We start from the raw sequence: 14,080 nt of genomic DNA, 5'->3' as shown, positions 1-14,080 counted from the left end.
CAGTGTCCGGTAGTGGACTTGACCTGCGAATTCTTCGGCGAGCGGGCCTCTGCGGTCAGGGACGCAGAGTGCGCATCAGGTCGAGCGCCTGGCGGGTCACCGGGCGCAGCACCCGCAGCCGGGACAGCCCGACCAGCCGGTCGACCAGCGGCACCGCCCCGTCGATCAGCTTCCGGGTGCGGACCTGGTCCGGGGAGCGGTCGTGCACCCAGTAGAGCACCACTCCCATGTACGCGAGCCAGAGCAGCTCGGGCAACGCCGGCCGCAGCTCCGCGTCCACCCGGGCGGTGGACCCCTCCAGCACCTCACGGAACAGCGCGATGGACGCCTCGCGGGGGGCGGAGGACTCGGCGGAGAACGGGCTCATCGGCGAGGTGGGCTCGGCCGCCGTCTTGAAGAAGCTCGCGGCGAACGAGTGGTACGGCGTGAGCACGTCCACGCCGGCGTGCAGCACCCCGGCCAGCCGCGCGGCGAACTCGCGTTCCCGGGCGAGCACCGGCGCCGCCGCCGCCCGGTGCTCGGTCTGGGTGTCCGCGTAGAACTCCTGGATCAGGTGGTCCTTGGAGCCGAAGTAGTAGTAGGCGTTGCCCACCGCCACGCCCGCCTCCTGGGCGATCGCGCGCATCGTGGTCCGGGCGTAGCCGCGCTCCCGGAACAGCCGCATCGCCGTGTCCAGGATCAGCTGCCGGGTCTGCTCACCCCGGGCGGTCGCCGGTTCGCCGGTGGTCGGGCCACCCGCACCGGTCGTCGGGGCAGTCTGCTCGGTCATCATCGCCACCGTATCCCGGGTCCGGCCATGGTTCCCGGACCAGCTCGCGTACCGACGAGGCGGTCGCCACCACTCGCCGGGCCAGCGGCAGCAGGTGGGGGCGGGCCAGCCGTTCGGCGGTGGTGCGGTGGTCGGCCAGCGCCCAGAGACAGGCGAACCAGGCGCCGTCCCCGGCGTACACCGCGCCGGTGTCGGCGACGACGGTCAGATCCCGCAGGGTCGCGTCGTGGTCGAGGCCGGGGAACCGCCGCCGGGCCTCGACCGAGCCGGCCGGCACGAACTCCAGGGGTACGAGCTGCGGACGCGACGCCAGCCACCGCCGGGCCGCCCGGCACAGCGGGCAGCCGGCGTCGTAGAGGACGGTGAACCCGCGGACCCCACCGGCCCCGTGCCCGGTGGGGTCCGACGGTGTCACGCCCGCCCCGCCGCCCGGCGGGAGGCTCATCGCGGCGGCGGGGGCGGCGTCGGGCCGCCGGTCGCGGGCCCCGACATCGCGGGGCCGGCCATCGCCGGACCCAGCGGCCCGGAGCCGGGCTGCACCGGCAGGTGACCCACCGGCGCGATCGGCGGGTGCGGGGCGAGCTGCCGCAACCGGCTGCGGCGGTACCGGCCGAGCGCGAAGACGTTGAAGAAGTGCAGCAGGCCGAGGACCAGCAGCACCCAGCCGACCTTCCTGGAGAGTGCCTCCAGGGCCTGGCTCGTGGTGGCCACCGGCTCGGAGTCCTTCATTCCGACCGTGACGTAGCCGAGATTGAGCAGGTAGAAGCCCACCACGAGGAGGTTGTTGACCGCGCCGGCCAGCCGCTGGTCGGCGAAGACCTCCTCCAGGAAGACCAGCCCGTTGCGGGCGAGCGCCCGGGCCACCCACACGGTCAGGCCGATGCTGACCGCCAGGTAGGCCAGGTACATCCAGACCTTGACGTCCATCTCGCCGCCCTTCTTGAACGCGTTCAAATTGAAGTCCGGCTCAGCATAGGGAAGAACTTGAACATGTTCAAGAAGGCCCGCTGCGGCCGGTCCGTGGTGGGGTCGGGCCTTGCCCGGTATCGTCGCCTCGGCGCCGGTCGGCGGTCGCGGAGTCGGGTCTCTCACTGAGGCGGGTCATGCAGGTCGGAACGCGGGAAACGGGGCCCGGCCGCGTGGTCCTCACCCCGGTCGGCGAGATCGACATGGTCAGCGTCCCGGCGCTCGAACAGGCGGTGGACGCGCTCCTCGACCAGCGTCGGGTGGTGGAGATCGTGATCGATCTGGCCGACGTTCCGTTCCTCGACTCGACCGGGGTGGCCACTCTGCTGCACGGCGCGGCCGAGGCGGTCGGCCGCGGCGCGACCCTACGGGTGGCCAACCCGCAGCCGGTGGTGGCCCGGGTCCTCCGGATCACCGCCGTCGACGCGCTGCTCGGCTGGTCCGGCGACTCCTCCGCCGAGCCCGGCGGGGGTCGCCTCGACTGACCCGTCGTGGTGCCGGTCGGGCCAGGCGACCCCCCCGCCGTCCGGGTCCGGCCCGGCGGCCACCGCGCCGCCGGCCGGCCGGCTCAGTGGGCGAGGCCGAGCACCTGGGCGGCAGCCCGGCCGTTGGCGTGGCTGGCGCCGTACGTGGTGACGAACGCCCGGGCGCCGGCCGGCCGCCAGCTGCCCGGCCAGCCCATCTCCACCACCGTGACCGGGTGCGTGGCGGCCAGCGCGTCGACCAGTTCCGGGCCGCCCGGGAGCCGATGCAGGTGGCGGCCGACCAGCACGATCGGCCGGGCCCCGGCGAGCCGGCGCAGCGCCTCCGGTTCGGTCTCGCCGGCCACCACGCGGATCTCCTCGGCGTCGGCGAGGTGCGGGCCCAGCCCCCACGGCACCCGGCCCTCGGCGATCGTGGAGTCGGCGTGCACCTGCACCACGAGCGGCTTGGCCAGGTCGGTGACGTCGCCCTCGACGCGTACCGCCCGGAGCGCCGCGGCGTATCCGAGCCCGTCGACGCCCGGCGTCGGCGTGCCGGGGTCGCCGGTCCAGGCGGCCAGGTCCGCGGCGCGGCCGGCTGCCTGCTCGACCCGGCCCCGGTCCAGCCGGCCGTCGGCGAGGGCCTCGACGATCTCGGCCGCCACCCGCTCGACCAGTTCGGCGTCGACCTTCGCGCCGATGCAGAGCAGGTCGGCCCCGGCGGCCAGGGCGCGGACGGCGGCCGGGCCGACGCCGCCGGCGGCCAGCGCTGCGCCCTTCATCTCCAGCGCGTCGGTGATCACGGTGCCGGTGAAGCCGTACTCCCGGCGCAGCAGGTCGACCAGGACCGCCCGGCTGAAGGTGGCCGGGCCGTCGCCGGTCAACGCGGGCACCCGGATGTGCGCGGTCATCACCGCGCGGACGCCGGCGTCGATGACGGCCGTGAACGGCGGCAGGTCCCGCTGGCGCAGCAGGGCCGGCGGGACGTCGACGGTGGGCAGTTCGTGGTGGGAGTCGGCGACGGTCGCGCCGTGGCCCGGGAAGTGCTTGGCGCAGGCGGCCACCCCGGCCGACTGGAGGCCGGACACCGCGGCGGCCGAGTGGGCGGCCACCCGGGCCGGGTCGGCGCCGAACGAGCGGGTGCCGATGACCGGGTTGTCGTCCGCGGTGTTGACGTCGACCGTGGGGGCGAGGTCGACGGTGATGCCGAGGGCGGCCAGCTCCGCGCCGATCGCCGAGTAGACCTGGCGGGTCAGCACCACGTCGTCGACCGCGCCGAGCGCGGCGTTGCCCGGGTACGGGCTGCCGGTGGCGTGGGCCAGCCGGGTGACGTCGCCGCCCTCCTCGTCGATCGCGACGATGGCGTCCGGCCGGCCGGCCCGCAGCGCGGCGGTGCCCGCCGCCACCTGGCCCGGGTCGTGGATGTTGGTGCCGAACAGGGTGTGTCCGGCGAGTCCCTCGGCGAGCAGGTCCACCGCCCAGTCGGGCGGGACCGGCCCCGGGTACGCGGCGAGCAGGGTGCCCAGCGCGAGCCGGCGAAGTCCTGGATCCAACCCCACGTGTTACCCCTTTCGGTGCCGGACGGCACGAGTGTCGCACCGGAGCGGCCGTCCCGGACGGCGTCGCTGCCGGGTCGTCCGAAGACTCCGGATCCGGGTGGCCGATACGCTGACGGGCACCCATCTGCAGGTCTTTAGTAGTTAGCAAAGTTTGCTGAAAATAAGAGGACGTGGCATGAGTGCGACCCGGCTGCCCGGCACCCCCCGCCTGTTGCGGGCGCTCAACGACCGCGCGGCGCTGGAGCTGCTCCTCGAACGCGGCCCCCTCACCCGGGCCCGGATCGGCGAGCTGACCGGGCTCTCCAAGGTCACCGCCTCCCAGCTGGTGGAGCGGCTGGAGGAGCGGGGTCTGGTCGCCCGGGTCGGCGAGCAGGCCGGCGGGCGGGGCCCGAACGCCCAGCTCTACGCGGTCCGGCCGGGCAGCGCCCACGTGGTCGGCGTGGACGTCGACGCGGACCGGGTGGTGGCGGCCTGCGCCGACATCACCGGCGCGGTGATCGGCCGGGTCGAGCAGTCCACGAAGGACACGGACGACCCGGTGGGCGTGGTGCACAACGCGGTGGTGCAGGCGGCGAGCAGCGCCGGCGCGGAGCTGTCCAGCGTACGGCGGATCGTGCTCGGCACTCCCGGCCTGGTCGATCCCGGCACGGGGGACATCACCTTCGCGTTCAACCTGCCGCGCTGGCACAGCGGCCTGCTCGCCGCGCTCCGCGAGGACCTGCACACCCCGGTGGTCTTCGAGAACGACGTCAACCTCGCCGCCGTCGCCGAGGCGCAGTCCGGCGCCGCGCAGGGGGTGTCGGACTTCGTGCTGGTCTGGGTGGGGGCGGGCGTCGGCCTGGCGATCGTGCTCGGTGGCCGGCTGCACCACGGCAGCAGCGGTGCGGCCGGCGAGATCGGCTACCTGCCGGTCCCCGGGGCGCCGATCCCGCGGGACGTCTCCAAGCGGGCCAAGCCGGCGTTCCAGCAGCTCGCCGGCGCCGACGCGGTCCGCGCGGTGGCCGCCGAGCACGGCTTCGTCGCCGACGCCGCGGCCGACGCGGTGCGCGCCGCCATCGCGGCCGGCCCGGCGGGCGGCCCGGTGCTCGACGAGCTGGCCCGCCGGCTTGCCCTCGGGGTGGCGAGCACCTGCGTGGTGCTCGACCCGCCGCTGGTGGTGCTCGCCGGCGAGGTGGGCCAGGCCGGCGGGGCGGCACTGGCCGAGCGGGTGCAGCAGGAGGTCGCCGCGATCACGCTGGTCCGTCCCCGGGTGGTGCCCACGGGCCTCACCGAGGAGCCGATCCTGCGGGGTGCGCTGCGGACCGCGCTGGACGCGGTCCGCGACGAGGTGTTCGGCTCGACGGTCGGCTGACCGGCCGGCGGGCCCGCCGGCCGGTGCCGTCGTCGGGGGCGCCGCCATGTGAAGGAATTCTTCACCAGATAGCGCATGCCTGCAAGGAGTTGCCGCGCACGGCGAGCGGCCCCCGCCGCCGCCCGGAGGGCGGGAGCGGGGACCGACCGCGCGGTCAGATCAGGTCGCGGCGGCGGAACGCGGCGAAGGCGGCCACCACCAGCGCCACCGTCAGACCGAGCAGCACCGCCAGCCCCGGCGCCCAGCTCAGGGTGTACATGTTGTCGCAGAAGCCGCTCGTGTCGCCCAGGCACGCGCGGCTGTCCCAGAAGCGGGCCTCCCCGGTGAGCCAGGCGCCCACATAGCTGGAGAGCATCCACTGGTCCGGCCGGGCCGCCCCGACGATCTGCAGCACCAGCCGGGCGCCCAGCTCCCACACCACCAGGTACGCGGCCACGGTGCCCAGCGCCGCCGACGTGTGCCGGCCCAGCGTGGCGATCGCGAAGCCCAGCGCGGCGGCCAGCAGCACCAGCACCAGCCCCCGCCCGTACGTCCCGCCCAACGACCGCCAGAACTCGCCGTCCAGCCGCCCCGGCAACCCGGCGGTCTGCCCGATCAGCCAGAACACGGCCAGGTACGCCGCCGACGCCGCCGCCGAGAGCACCAGCAACCCGCCGAGCAGGGTCCCCAGCTTCGCGCCGAGCACCGCCCACCGGCGGGGCCGCCAGAGCAGCAGGTTCACCACCCCGCCGGAGTTCAGATCGGCGCCGATGTACGACGCCCCGACCAGGAAGCCGAAGAGCATCAGGAAGGCGACGAGGAAGTAGAGCAGCGGACGGGCCTGGTTGGCGAAGGTGAAGACGCCGCTGAGGAAGTCCGCCGCCACCGGCACCCTCTCCATCCGGACCGGGTCGATCTCGCTGCAGTCCCCGGGGACGTAGTCGTTCACGTCCGGCGCGAGCGTCCCCGCCTTGATCCTCAGGCACCGGTCGTGCGCCGCCTCCATGCTGCTCCGCTGCTCGGCGGCCTGGGCCTGGGCCCGGCTCATCTCGTCCGCGGTCGGCCGGTGCGACCCGGCGAGCGTGGTCGCCGCGGTGACCGCGAACGCGGCCAGCAGCAGCACCACCATCAACTGCACGAAGCGGCGCGCCGACAGCCGCTCCAACTCGGCACGGACCAGGTTCATGCCCCCACCTCCCGGTTCTCACGCGCGTCGAGGTCGATCACCACGTCGTCCGGCCCGGCGTCCGGCCGGACCGAGCCGTCCACCTGCCGGGGCACCACCGGGTGCGGCATCGTCCCGGTCAGCTCCAGGAAGACGCTCTCCAGGTCCGGCCGGAGCGGGACCAGCTCGCGTACCCAGAGGCCCTCCTCGCCCAGCGTGCGGCTGATCAGCTCCGGCTCCTCCACCCCGGCGACCACCAGGTGGTCGGGGTGCGCGGTGACCGCCAGCCCGAGCGTCCGCAGCAGCTCCGCGGCCCGCTCCGGCTCGGCCACCCGGACCTGCCACTCGTGCTGGTCGAAGCCCGCGAGCACCTCGTCCACCCGCCCGGCCGCCACCCGGCGGCCCCGGCTGATGATCGTCACGTGGTCACAGATCAGCTGGATCTCGGCCAGGATGTGGCTGGAGAGCAGCACTGTCACGCCGGCCGCCGAGAGCGACCGCATCAGGTCCCGCATCTCCCGGATCCCCGCCGGGTCCAGCCCGTTCGCCGGCTCGTCGAGGATCAGCAACTCCGGGCTCTTCAGCAACGCCGACGCCACCGCCAGCCGCTGCTTCATGCCCAGCGAATAGCCCTTGACCCGCTCGTCGCCCCGATCACTCAGGCCGACCTGCTCCAGCACCTCGTCCACCCGGCTGGTCGGCACGCCCCCGGCCACGGCGAGCAGCCGCAGCGTCCGGCGCGCCGTGAAGTTGCCGAAGAACTGCGGGCTCTCCACGATCGCACCCACCCGACCGGAGACCTCGGGCAGCCGCTCCGGCGAGCGGGCCCCGAGCACGCTCATCCGGCCGCCGTCCGCCCGCACCAGCCCCAGCAGGGCGCGCAGCGTCGTGGTCTTGCCCGAACCGTTCGGCCCGAGGAAGCCGTGCACCTGCCCGGCCTCGACCAGCAGGTCGAAACCGTCGACGGCGACCCGACGACCGTGCCGGAGCGTGTGGAAGGTCTTCCGGAGACCGTCGATCTCGATGACCGCGCTCATCCGCGCGGCTCCTGACAGCGGTCGGGCATGAATCATCCTCCGGTTGGGTGACCAACGACACGGCGCCTCACCCTATGGCGGGGGCGCCGCCCGTGGGGGGCGCCGCACGCGGTGCGTGATTGGATGGACCGGTGACTGGTGACCTGATCCCCGCCGCCGGCGGCGCCCCCGCCGCCCCCTCGACCGTGGACGCGGATCTGGTGGTCAGCCTCGACGGGGTCGCCGTCAAGCGCTCCGGCACCGCGTTGCTGCACGACGTCGACTGGCGGGTCGAGCTGGACGAGCGCTGGGTGGTGCTCGGGCCGAACGGAGCCGGGAAGACCACCCTGCTCAACCTGGCCGCCGGGCGGCTGCACCCGACCACCGGCGCCGCGTACGTGCTCGGCGAGCGGATCGGCCGCACCGACGTCAACGAGCTGCGGATGCGCATCGGTCTCTCCACCGCCGCGCTGGCCGAGCGGGTCCCCGCCGACGAGCGGGTCAGCGACGTCGTGGTCACCGCCGCCTGGTCGGTGGTGGGCCGCTGGCGGGAGAGCTACGACCGCACCGACGAGGCCCGCGCCCGGGCCCTGCTCGGGCAGCTCGGCGTCGGGCACCTGGCCGACCGCCCGTACGGCACGCTGTCGGAGGGGGAGCGCAAGCGGGTGCAGATCGCCCGTGCCCTGATGACCGACCCCGAGTTGCTGCTCCTCGACGAGCCGGCCGCCGGGCTCGACCTGGGCGGTCGCGAGGACCTGGTGGCCCGGCTGGCCGAGCTGGCGTACGACCCGGACGCCCCGGCGCTGGTGCTGGTGACCCACCACGTGGAGGAGATCCCGCCCGGCTTCACCCACGCGCTGCTGCTGCGCGAGGGTGGCGTGATGGCGCAGGGCCTGCTCGCCGACACCCTCACCGCGGACAACCTCTCGAAGACCTTCGGCCTGCCCCTCGTCGTGCAGCGCTCCGGCGACCGCTGGACCGCCCGCGCCGCCTGAGGCGGAAAGGAACCACCGTGCAGCAGACCCGGGTCGCCGTGGTGGGCAGCGCCAACATGGACCTGGTCGGCACCGCGCCCGCGCTGCCCCGGCCGGGGGAGACCCTGCTCGGCAGCGACTTCGTCATGCTCCCCGGGGGCAAGGGCGCCAACCAGGCCATCGCCGCCGTCCGCGCCGGCGCGTCCTGCGTCTTCCTCGGCGCGATCGGTTCGGACGCCTTCGGGGTCACCCTCAGGGCCCGGATCACCGCCGCCGGGGTGGACACCGGCCACCTCCGGGTGGTGTACGGAGCCTCCGGGGTGGCGCTGGTCATGGTGGACGCCGAGGGGGAGAACGCGATCCTGGTGACGCCCGGCGCCAACGGGGCGTTCGTCGGGCTCACCGAGGGCGAGCTGCGCGCCGTACGCGAGGCGGACGTGCTGGTCGCCCAGCTGGAGGTGCCGGTCGAGACGGTGACCGAGGCGGCGGTCGCGGCCCGGGACGCCGGCACCCGGGTGATCCTCAACGCGGCGCCGGCCCGGCAGGTGCCGGCGGACCTGCTCGCCGCCGTGGACCTGCTGGTGGTCAACGAGATCGAGGCGCAGGCGCTCACCGGCCGGGGTCGGGACGAGCCGGCGGCGCTGCTCGACCTGGTGCCCCGGGCGGTGCTCACCCTCGGCGCGCAGGGCGCCTGGTACGGCGACCGGGACGGCCGGTCGGTGCACGTCCCGCCGGTCAAGGTCGAGGCGGTCGACTCCACCGCCGCCGGTGACGCGTTCACCGCGGCGCTGGCCGTCGCATGGGGCGAGGGGCGGGAGCTGGTCGACGCGGTGCACTGGGCGGCGGCGGCGGGAGCCGCCTGCGTACGACGGCTCGGCGCCTCGGGGGCGCTGCCCCTCCGGGTCGAGATCGACGAGCTGTACGCCCCGGCCGCCTGACCCGGCCCGCCGTCCGGGTCGGGGAGGCGGTCAATCGGCCGGTTCGTCGGCCAGCCGCTCACCCCGGCGCCGCAGCATGCCCAGCCCGGGGATGCCGGCGACGGCCAGCTTGAGATCGCGGGTGACGTCGAGCAGGTCGTGCAGGTCCGGGCCGACCCGGTCCAGGGTGGCCAGGATCGGCAGGATGTCCGCGGTCAGGTGCTCCTTGAGCTTCGGCAGCTCGTCGACGAGCCGGATCGCCGCGGTCACCTCCTCCGGGCTGAGCTGCTCGACGAACCGGCTGGCCATCGGCGCGGCCCGGCGCAGCGCCGGCTCGTACGCGGCCAGCAGCTCGGCGGCGGTGCCGGCGGCCTCCTCGGCGGCGACCACCGTGCCGGCGGCGCGCCCGGCCACCCGCTCGGCCTCGCCGACCACCACGGCCGCGGCGGCGGAGACCCGCTCGGCGTCGCCCACGACGACGGCGGCCGCCGCGGCGACCTCGGTGGCGGTATCGATCGCGGTGGTGGCGGCGGCGCTGATCACCGCGACCTCGCGGACCGCCGCCTCGGCGTCGTCGAGCACCCGGTCGGTGCGGTCCAGCGTGCCCTCGATCCGGTCCACCACCCCGTTGATCCGGTGCAGCAGCGCCTCCACCCCGTCGAGCACAGCAAAGGCGCGGGCGGGTACGGCGGCGAACGACGCGGCCGAGCCGAACGCCTGGTCCAGGGCGGAGCGGGTGAGGCCGACGACGGCGCCGGGCCGGGGGAGGGGAATCGCCATGTGCACCAGTGTGCGTCGGCCGCGCCAGGAACGCCGGGCGGCGGCCGGCGGCCCGCGTCACCGCCCGCGCCGTCGGGCCACGGTCAGCGCACGCCCTCGAAGGTGACCTGCGGGACCACGCAGACCAGCGCGACCAGCGGTGGCAGTGACAGGAGCACGACCAGGACCCCGCGTCCCAGGACGCGGCCCCGGACCGCCAGGGTGGTCGCGCCCCGGGCGTGCCAGACGTACGCCACGTTGGCGAGCGCGATGACGTGCCCGCCCGCGTGGATGGATTCGGAGGTGACCTGTACCGCGTCGTCCGGGCCGTGCCGGTGGCGTCCCCGCCCGCCGCCCCTCGACCGGTCGGCCGCCCGATGTCCTGCCACGACGCTACGAAGCTGATGTCGTGGATGAATCGCGGCCGGGTAGTGGTGCACACGGGGCCGGCCCCGCGGGTGATTCACTGACGTCATCAGCTTCGCAGTCGGCGAGCGGAGGGTGGGCGGTGCGCAGCCATCGATGCCGGCGGGGCGGCGCGGAGGCGGCGGCCGGCGTACGGTCGGGGCGCATGGGGGACGACGAGCGGGAGCGGAACGTCGAGGTGGTCCGGCGGTACCTGCGGACCTTCGTCACCAAGGACCTGGCCGAGCTGCGCGAGGTGGTCGCGGAGGACGTCCTGATCTACGGCTCGGGCACGGCGGTGCAGGGGCGACACTTCGTCGAGGGCGCCGTCTCCTCGCCCGGTCTGACCGTGCTCGACCAGGAGATCCTGGAGCTGTTCGCCGCCGAGGACCGGGTGGTCGTCTCGCTGGCGCAGACCTACCGGCGGGACGTCACCGGCGCCACGGTGGTGCAGAGCGCCTGCAAGATGTATCGGCTGGCCGGCGGGAGGATCGTCCAGTTCTGGGGCGAGCAGGACACCTACGGCCTGCTGCGCGGCCTGGGGCTGTTGCCGGACGAACCGATCGCCTTCTGACGGCGGGGCGGCGCCTGCCCGCCGTCCATCGCGCGCTGCACCGCCCGGTAGATCTGGCCGAAGCGCAGCGCGTCTCCGGTACACAGCAGCCGGACCGGCTGACCGCGCCAGCGGGCCCACATCTCCAGCTGCCGGCTGCCCCGGGCGTACGAGCGGTCCAGGTGCTCGAAGAGGAAGTCGGCGAGCGGCCCGACCCCGAGCCCGACCAGCACCGACGCCCCGACGATGGCGACCGTGACGGTCGGCGAGCGGTGCAGCACGACCGCCAGTCCGACGCCGAGCACGGCGGCCACCAGCGGCCCGGCCAGCGCGGCGCCGATCGCGCCGCGGCCGGCGAGCACCCGCCAGGAACGGCTGCCCCGCCGGTGCCACACCATGCTGATCTCCGCGAGCGGGAACGACCGGCCGTCCACCCGGACGGCGGTGGAGGTGACCTGGACGGACCTGTCGTCGTAGTACGTGATCATGGCCTGACTCCCGGTGGCGGGGCGGACACCAGACTACTTACCCCAACGACCCGGGTCGTAAGGTTGGCACGCGACTTCGACGAGGAAGTGAGGGCAGTGTGAGCGAGTTCGTTCGGCTGGAAGTCAAGGACGGCATCGGCACCATCCGGCTGGAGCGGCCGCCGATGAACGCGCTCAACACCCAGGTGCAGGAGGAGCTGCGGGCCGCCGCGGCCGCCGCCACCGCCGACCCGGCGGTCCGCGCGGTCATCGTGTACGGCGGGGAGAAGGTCTTCGCCGCCGGCGCGGACATCAAGGAGATGGCCGACATGTCCTACGTGGACATGGCGGAGCGGGCCGCCGACCTCTCCAGCGCGCTCGGCGCGATCGCCCGGATCCCCAAGCCGGTGGTCGCCGCCATCACCGGGTACGCCCTCGGTGGCGGCTGCGAGCTGGCCCTGGCCTGCGACTGGCGGGTGGTGGCCGAGGACGCAAAGCTCGGCCAGCCGGAGATCAAGCTCGGCATCATCCCCGGCGCCGGCGGCACCCAGCGGCTGGCCCGCCTGGTCGGCCCGGCCCGCGCCAAGGACCTGATCATGTCCGGCCGGATGGTCGACGCCGAGGAGGCGCTGCGGATCGGCCTGGCCGACCGGGTCGTCCCGGCCGCCGAGGTGTACGCCGCCGCCGTCGCCCTGGTGAAGCCGTTCCTGACCGGCCCGGTGCAGGCGCTGCGGGCGGCCAAGCTGGCCGTCGACGGTGGCCTCGACATGGACCTCAACTCGGGCCTGGCCTGGGAGAGTCAGCTGTTCGCGGCGCTCTTCGCCACCGACGACCGGCGTGAGGGCATGGCCGCGTTCGTGGCGAAGCGCAAGCCGGACTTCACCGGCCGCTGAGCCGGTCCGGGTCGGCGGCGGAGACCCACCGCCGACCCGAGAACGGTTCACATTCCGCCTACCGGCCAGTAACGTGTGACACCGGTCATGTGACGAAGGGGAGCGGCGATGACGGAACGGGTCGAGGGCCACGGCGGAGAGTTGGCGCTGGCGGCGCTGCGAGCGCACGGCGTACGGGAGATGTTCACCCTCTCCGGCGGGCACGTCTTTCCGCTCTACGACGCGGCGCACAAGACCGGGTTCCCCATCTACGACGTCCGCCACGAGCAGTCCGCGGTCTTCGCCGCCGAGGCGGTGGCCAAGCTCCAGCGCCGGCCCGGCCTGGCCGTGCTCACCGCCGGCCCGGGCGTCACCAACGGCGTGTCCGGCATGACCAGCGCCTTCTTCAACGCCTCCCCGGTGCTGGTGCTCGGGGGTCGGGCCCCGCAGTTCCGCTGGGGCTCCGGCAGCCTCCAGGAGATGGACCACCTGCCGCTGGTCGCCCCGGTCACCAAGCACGCCGAGACGGTGTTCAGCGCCGACGACATCCCGCGCGCCGTCACCGCCGCCCTCACCGCGGCCCTCACCCCGCACCGCGGTCCGGCCTTCCTCGACTTCCCCCTCGAGGCGGTCTTCTCCGTCGGCGACGCGGAGCTGCCTACGGTGTCGGCGATCGCCCCGATCGAGGCCGACCCGGACGAGGTGGCGAAGGCCGCCGGCCTGATCGCGGGCGCCAGCCGGCCGGTGATCATCGCCGGCTCCGACGTGTACGCCGGCGACGCGGTCGACGCCCTCCGGGCCGCCGCCGAGGCGCTCGGCGTGCCCGTCTTCACCAACGGCATGGGTCGCGGCGCGCTGCCGCCCACCCACCCGCTCGCCTTCGCCAAGGCCCGCCGGGTCGCGCTCAAGGGCGCCGACGTGGTCGTGGTGATCGGCACCCCGCTCGACTTCCGGCTCGCCTTCGGCGACTTCGGCGACGCGAAGGTCGTACACGTCGTCGACGCGCCCAGCCAGCGCGCCGGGCACGTGCAGCCCGCCGCCGCCCCCGCCGGCGACCTGCGGCTCATCCTCACCGCCTTCGCCGAGCACCCCGGCGACCGGGCCGACCACGCCGACTGGATCGCCCAGCTCCGGGTCGCCGAGGACGCCGCCAAGGCCCGCGACGCCGAGGAGATGGCCGCCGAGACCGACCCGATCCGGCCCGCCCGGATCTACGGCGAGCTGCGCAAGGTGCTCGCCCCCGACGCCATCACCATCGGCGACGGCGGCGACTTCGTCTCGTACGCCGGCCGCTACCTGGAGCCCGCCCAGCCCGGCACCTGGCTCGACCCCGGCCCGTACGGCTGCCTCGGCACCGGCATGGGCTACGCGATGGGGGCCCGGGTCAGCCACCCGGACCGACAGATCTGCGTGCTGATGGGTGACGGCGCCGCCGGTTTCTCGCTGATGGACGTGGAGTCCCTGGCCCGGCAGCAGCTCCCGGTGGTCATCGTGGTCGGCAACAACGGCATCTGGGGCCTGGAGAAGCACCCGATGCGGGCCATGTACGGCTACGACGTCGCCGCCGACCTCCAGCCCGGCCTGCGCTACGACAAGGTGGTCGAGGCGCTCGGCGGCGCCGGCGAGACCGTCGACAAGGCCGCCAACCTCGGCCCGGCCCTGACCCGCGCGTTCGACTCCGGCGTGCCGTACCTGGTCAACGTGCTGACCGACCCCGCGGACGCGTACCCCCGCTCGTCGAACCTGGCCTGACCACGACCGCTCGACCGCCGTCGCCGGGTGACCGGCGGCGGCGGTCGCGTTCTGTCAGCAGCGAAATCAGCGGCATGTCAGCGGCTGTCGACGTAACGTCAGCGCCGTCGCTCAT

Annotated in this window: 15 protein-coding genes and 1 pseudogene; 7 read left to right on the top strand and 9 right to left on the bottom strand. The window is 74.6% G+C overall.

Annotated features, from left to right (window positions below; genetic code table 11):
• Positions 1-55: 55 nt before the first annotated feature.
• From SLP03_RS17355 to SLP03_RS17345, 3 genes are read right to left on the bottom strand one after another with little or no spacing between them, the layout of a single operon-like run.
• The gene (locus SLP03_RS17355) at positions 56-769 is read right to left on the bottom strand and encodes a TetR family transcriptional regulator (RefSeq protein ID WP_319461644.1); all 714 of its coding nucleotides are present in this window, start codon (positions 767-769) and stop codon (positions 56-58) included.
• Positions 696-1,184, bottom strand: coding sequence for a thiol-disulfide oxidoreductase DCC family protein (locus tag SLP03_RS17350; RefSeq protein WP_319461643.1), 489 nt, complete (start codon positions 1,182-1,184; stop codon positions 696-698). The genes SLP03_RS17355 and SLP03_RS17350 overlap by 74 nt, the downstream gene beginning before the upstream one ends.
• Before the next feature lie 26 nt (positions 1,185-1,210).
• The gene (locus SLP03_RS17345) at positions 1,211-1,723 is read right to left on the bottom strand and encodes a hypothetical protein (RefSeq protein WP_319461642.1); all 513 of its coding nucleotides are present in this window, start codon (positions 1,721-1,723) and stop codon (positions 1,211-1,213) included.
• 149 nt (positions 1,724-1,872) lie between these two features.
• Here SLP03_RS17345 and SLP03_RS17340 point away from each other — a divergent pair, with 149 nt between their 5' ends.
• Positions 1,873-2,220, top strand: a complete 348-nt coding sequence (locus tag SLP03_RS17340; protein ID WP_319461641.1) for an STAS domain-containing protein — start codon at positions 1,873-1,875, stop codon at positions 2,218-2,220.
• A gap of 83 nt (positions 2,221-2,303) precedes the next feature.
• Here the strand turns inward: SLP03_RS17340 and SLP03_RS17335 are convergent, their stop codons facing one another.
• Positions 2,304-3,755, bottom strand: a complete 1,452-nt coding sequence (locus SLP03_RS17335) for a glycoside hydrolase family 3 N-terminal domain-containing protein (protein WP_319461640.1) — start codon at positions 3,753-3,755, stop codon at positions 2,304-2,306.
• A gap of 175 nt (positions 3,756-3,930) precedes the next feature.
• Between SLP03_RS17335 and SLP03_RS17330 the strand changes: the two genes are divergently transcribed.
• A complete protein-coding gene (locus tag SLP03_RS17330) occupies positions 3,931-5,106 on the top strand; it encodes an ROK family transcriptional regulator (RefSeq protein WP_319461639.1) in 1,176 nt (391 codons plus the stop codon).
• A gap of 154 nt (positions 5,107-5,260) precedes the next feature.
• On the opposite strand, the gene SLP03_RS17325 is transcribed toward SLP03_RS17330, so the two are convergent.
• Together SLP03_RS17325 and SLP03_RS17320 are read right to left on the bottom strand one after the other, a co-directional pair.
• Complete coding sequence (locus SLP03_RS17325; protein WP_319461638.1) at positions 5,261-6,271, bottom strand: ABC transporter permease subunit; 1,011 nt, start codon at positions 6,269-6,271, stop codon at positions 5,261-5,263.
• A complete protein-coding gene (locus tag SLP03_RS17320; protein ID WP_319461637.1) occupies positions 6,268-7,287 on the bottom strand; it encodes an ABC transporter ATP-binding protein in 1,020 nt (339 codons plus the stop codon). Before SLP03_RS17320 ends, SLP03_RS17325 begins: the two co-directional genes overlap by 4 nt.
• 131 nt (positions 7,288-7,418) lie before the next feature.
• Here SLP03_RS17320 and SLP03_RS17315 point away from each other — a divergent pair, with 131 nt between their 5' ends.
• Together SLP03_RS17315 and SLP03_RS17310 are read left to right on the top strand one after the other, a co-directional pair.
• Complete coding sequence (locus SLP03_RS17315) at positions 7,419-8,261, top strand: ABC transporter ATP-binding protein (protein WP_413644541.1); 843 nt, start codon at positions 7,419-7,421, stop codon at positions 8,259-8,261.
• A 17-nt stretch (positions 8,262-8,278) separates the two neighbouring features.
• Positions 8,279-9,178 (top strand): ribokinase, encoded by a 900-nt coding sequence (locus SLP03_RS17310; protein WP_319461635.1) that lies wholly within the window; start codon positions 8,279-8,281, stop codon positions 9,176-9,178.
• A 30-nt stretch (positions 9,179-9,208) separates the two neighbouring features.
• On the opposite strand, the gene SLP03_RS17305 is transcribed toward SLP03_RS17310, so the two are convergent.
• Both SLP03_RS17305 and SLP03_RS17300 read right to left on the bottom strand, forming a co-directional pair.
• Positions 9,209-9,937 (bottom strand): hypothetical protein, encoded by a 729-nt coding sequence (locus tag SLP03_RS17305; protein WP_319461634.1) that lies wholly within the window; start codon positions 9,935-9,937, stop codon positions 9,209-9,211.
• A gap of 104 nt (positions 9,938-10,041) precedes the next feature.
• Positions 10,042-10,239, bottom strand: a pseudogene (locus SLP03_RS17300) (DUF6232 family protein); the annotation flags it as partial.
• Between the two features lie 248 nt (positions 10,240-10,487).
• On the opposite strand from SLP03_RS17300, the gene SLP03_RS17295 reads away from it, so the two are divergent.
• On the top strand, positions 10,488-10,895 hold the full coding sequence (locus SLP03_RS17295) for a nuclear transport factor 2 family protein (protein WP_319461633.1): 408 nt from the start codon (positions 10,488-10,490) through the stop codon (positions 10,893-10,895).
• On the opposite strand, the gene SLP03_RS17290 is transcribed toward SLP03_RS17295, so the two are convergent.
• On the bottom strand, positions 10,841-11,362 hold the full coding sequence (locus SLP03_RS17290; RefSeq protein WP_319461632.1) for a DUF6232 family protein: 522 nt from the start codon (positions 11,360-11,362) through the stop codon (positions 10,841-10,843). The genes SLP03_RS17295 and SLP03_RS17290 overlap by 55 nt on opposite strands.
• Before the next feature lie 98 nt (positions 11,363-11,460).
• Here SLP03_RS17290 and SLP03_RS17285 point away from each other — a divergent pair, with 98 nt between their 5' ends.
• Together SLP03_RS17285 and SLP03_RS17280 are read left to right on the top strand one after the other, a co-directional pair.
• Positions 11,461-12,234, top strand: coding sequence for an enoyl-CoA hydratase-related protein (locus SLP03_RS17285; RefSeq protein WP_319461631.1), 774 nt, complete (start codon positions 11,461-11,463; stop codon positions 12,232-12,234).
• 108 nt (positions 12,235-12,342) lie between these two features.
• A complete protein-coding gene (locus SLP03_RS17280; protein WP_319461630.1) occupies positions 12,343-13,965 on the top strand; it encodes an acetolactate synthase in 1,623 nt (540 codons plus the stop codon).
• The last annotated feature ends 115 nt before the right edge of the window (positions 13,966-14,080 follow it).

Origin of the sequence: Micromonospora sp. RTP1Z1, from assembly GCF_033804685.1 — a bacterium.
Classification (GTDB): domain Bacteria; phylum Actinomycetota; class Actinomycetes; order Mycobacteriales; family Micromonosporaceae; genus Micromonospora.
The sequence above is the reverse complement of the archived record's forward strand: the minus strand, read 5'-3'. Positions and strand labels throughout refer to the sequence as shown.

Coding starts and splice junctions, on each gene's coding strand:
- SLP03_RS17325 (WP_319461638.1), bottom strand. CDS start 6,271: ATGAACCTGGTCCGTGCCGAGTTGGAGCGGCTGTCGGCGCGCCGCTTC.
- SLP03_RS17290 (WP_319461632.1), bottom strand. CDS start 11,362: ATGATCACGTACTACGACGACAGGTCCGTCCAGGTCACCTCCACCGCC.
- SLP03_RS17305 (WP_319461634.1), bottom strand. CDS start 9,937: ATGGCGATTCCCCTCCCCCGGCCCGGCGCCGTCGTCGGCCTCACCCGC.
- SLP03_RS17340 (WP_319461641.1), top strand. CDS start 1,873: ATGCAGGTCGGAACGCGGGAAACGGGGCCCGGCCGCGTGGTCCTCACC.
- SLP03_RS17355 (WP_319461644.1), bottom strand. CDS start 769: ATGACCGAGCAGACTGCCCCGACGACCGGTGCGGGTGGCCCGACCACC.
- SLP03_RS17320 (WP_319461637.1), bottom strand. CDS start 7,287: ATGAGCGCGGTCATCGAGATCGACGGTCTCCGGAAGACCTTCCACACG.
- SLP03_RS17330 (WP_319461639.1), top strand. CDS start 3,931: ATGAGTGCGACCCGGCTGCCCGGCACCCCCCGCCTGTTGCGGGCGCTC.
- SLP03_RS17295 (WP_319461633.1), top strand. CDS start 10,488: ATGGGGGACGACGAGCGGGAGCGGAACGTCGAGGTGGTCCGGCGGTAC.
- SLP03_RS17280 (WP_319461630.1), top strand. CDS start 12,343: ATGACGGAACGGGTCGAGGGCCACGGCGGAGAGTTGGCGCTGGCGGCG.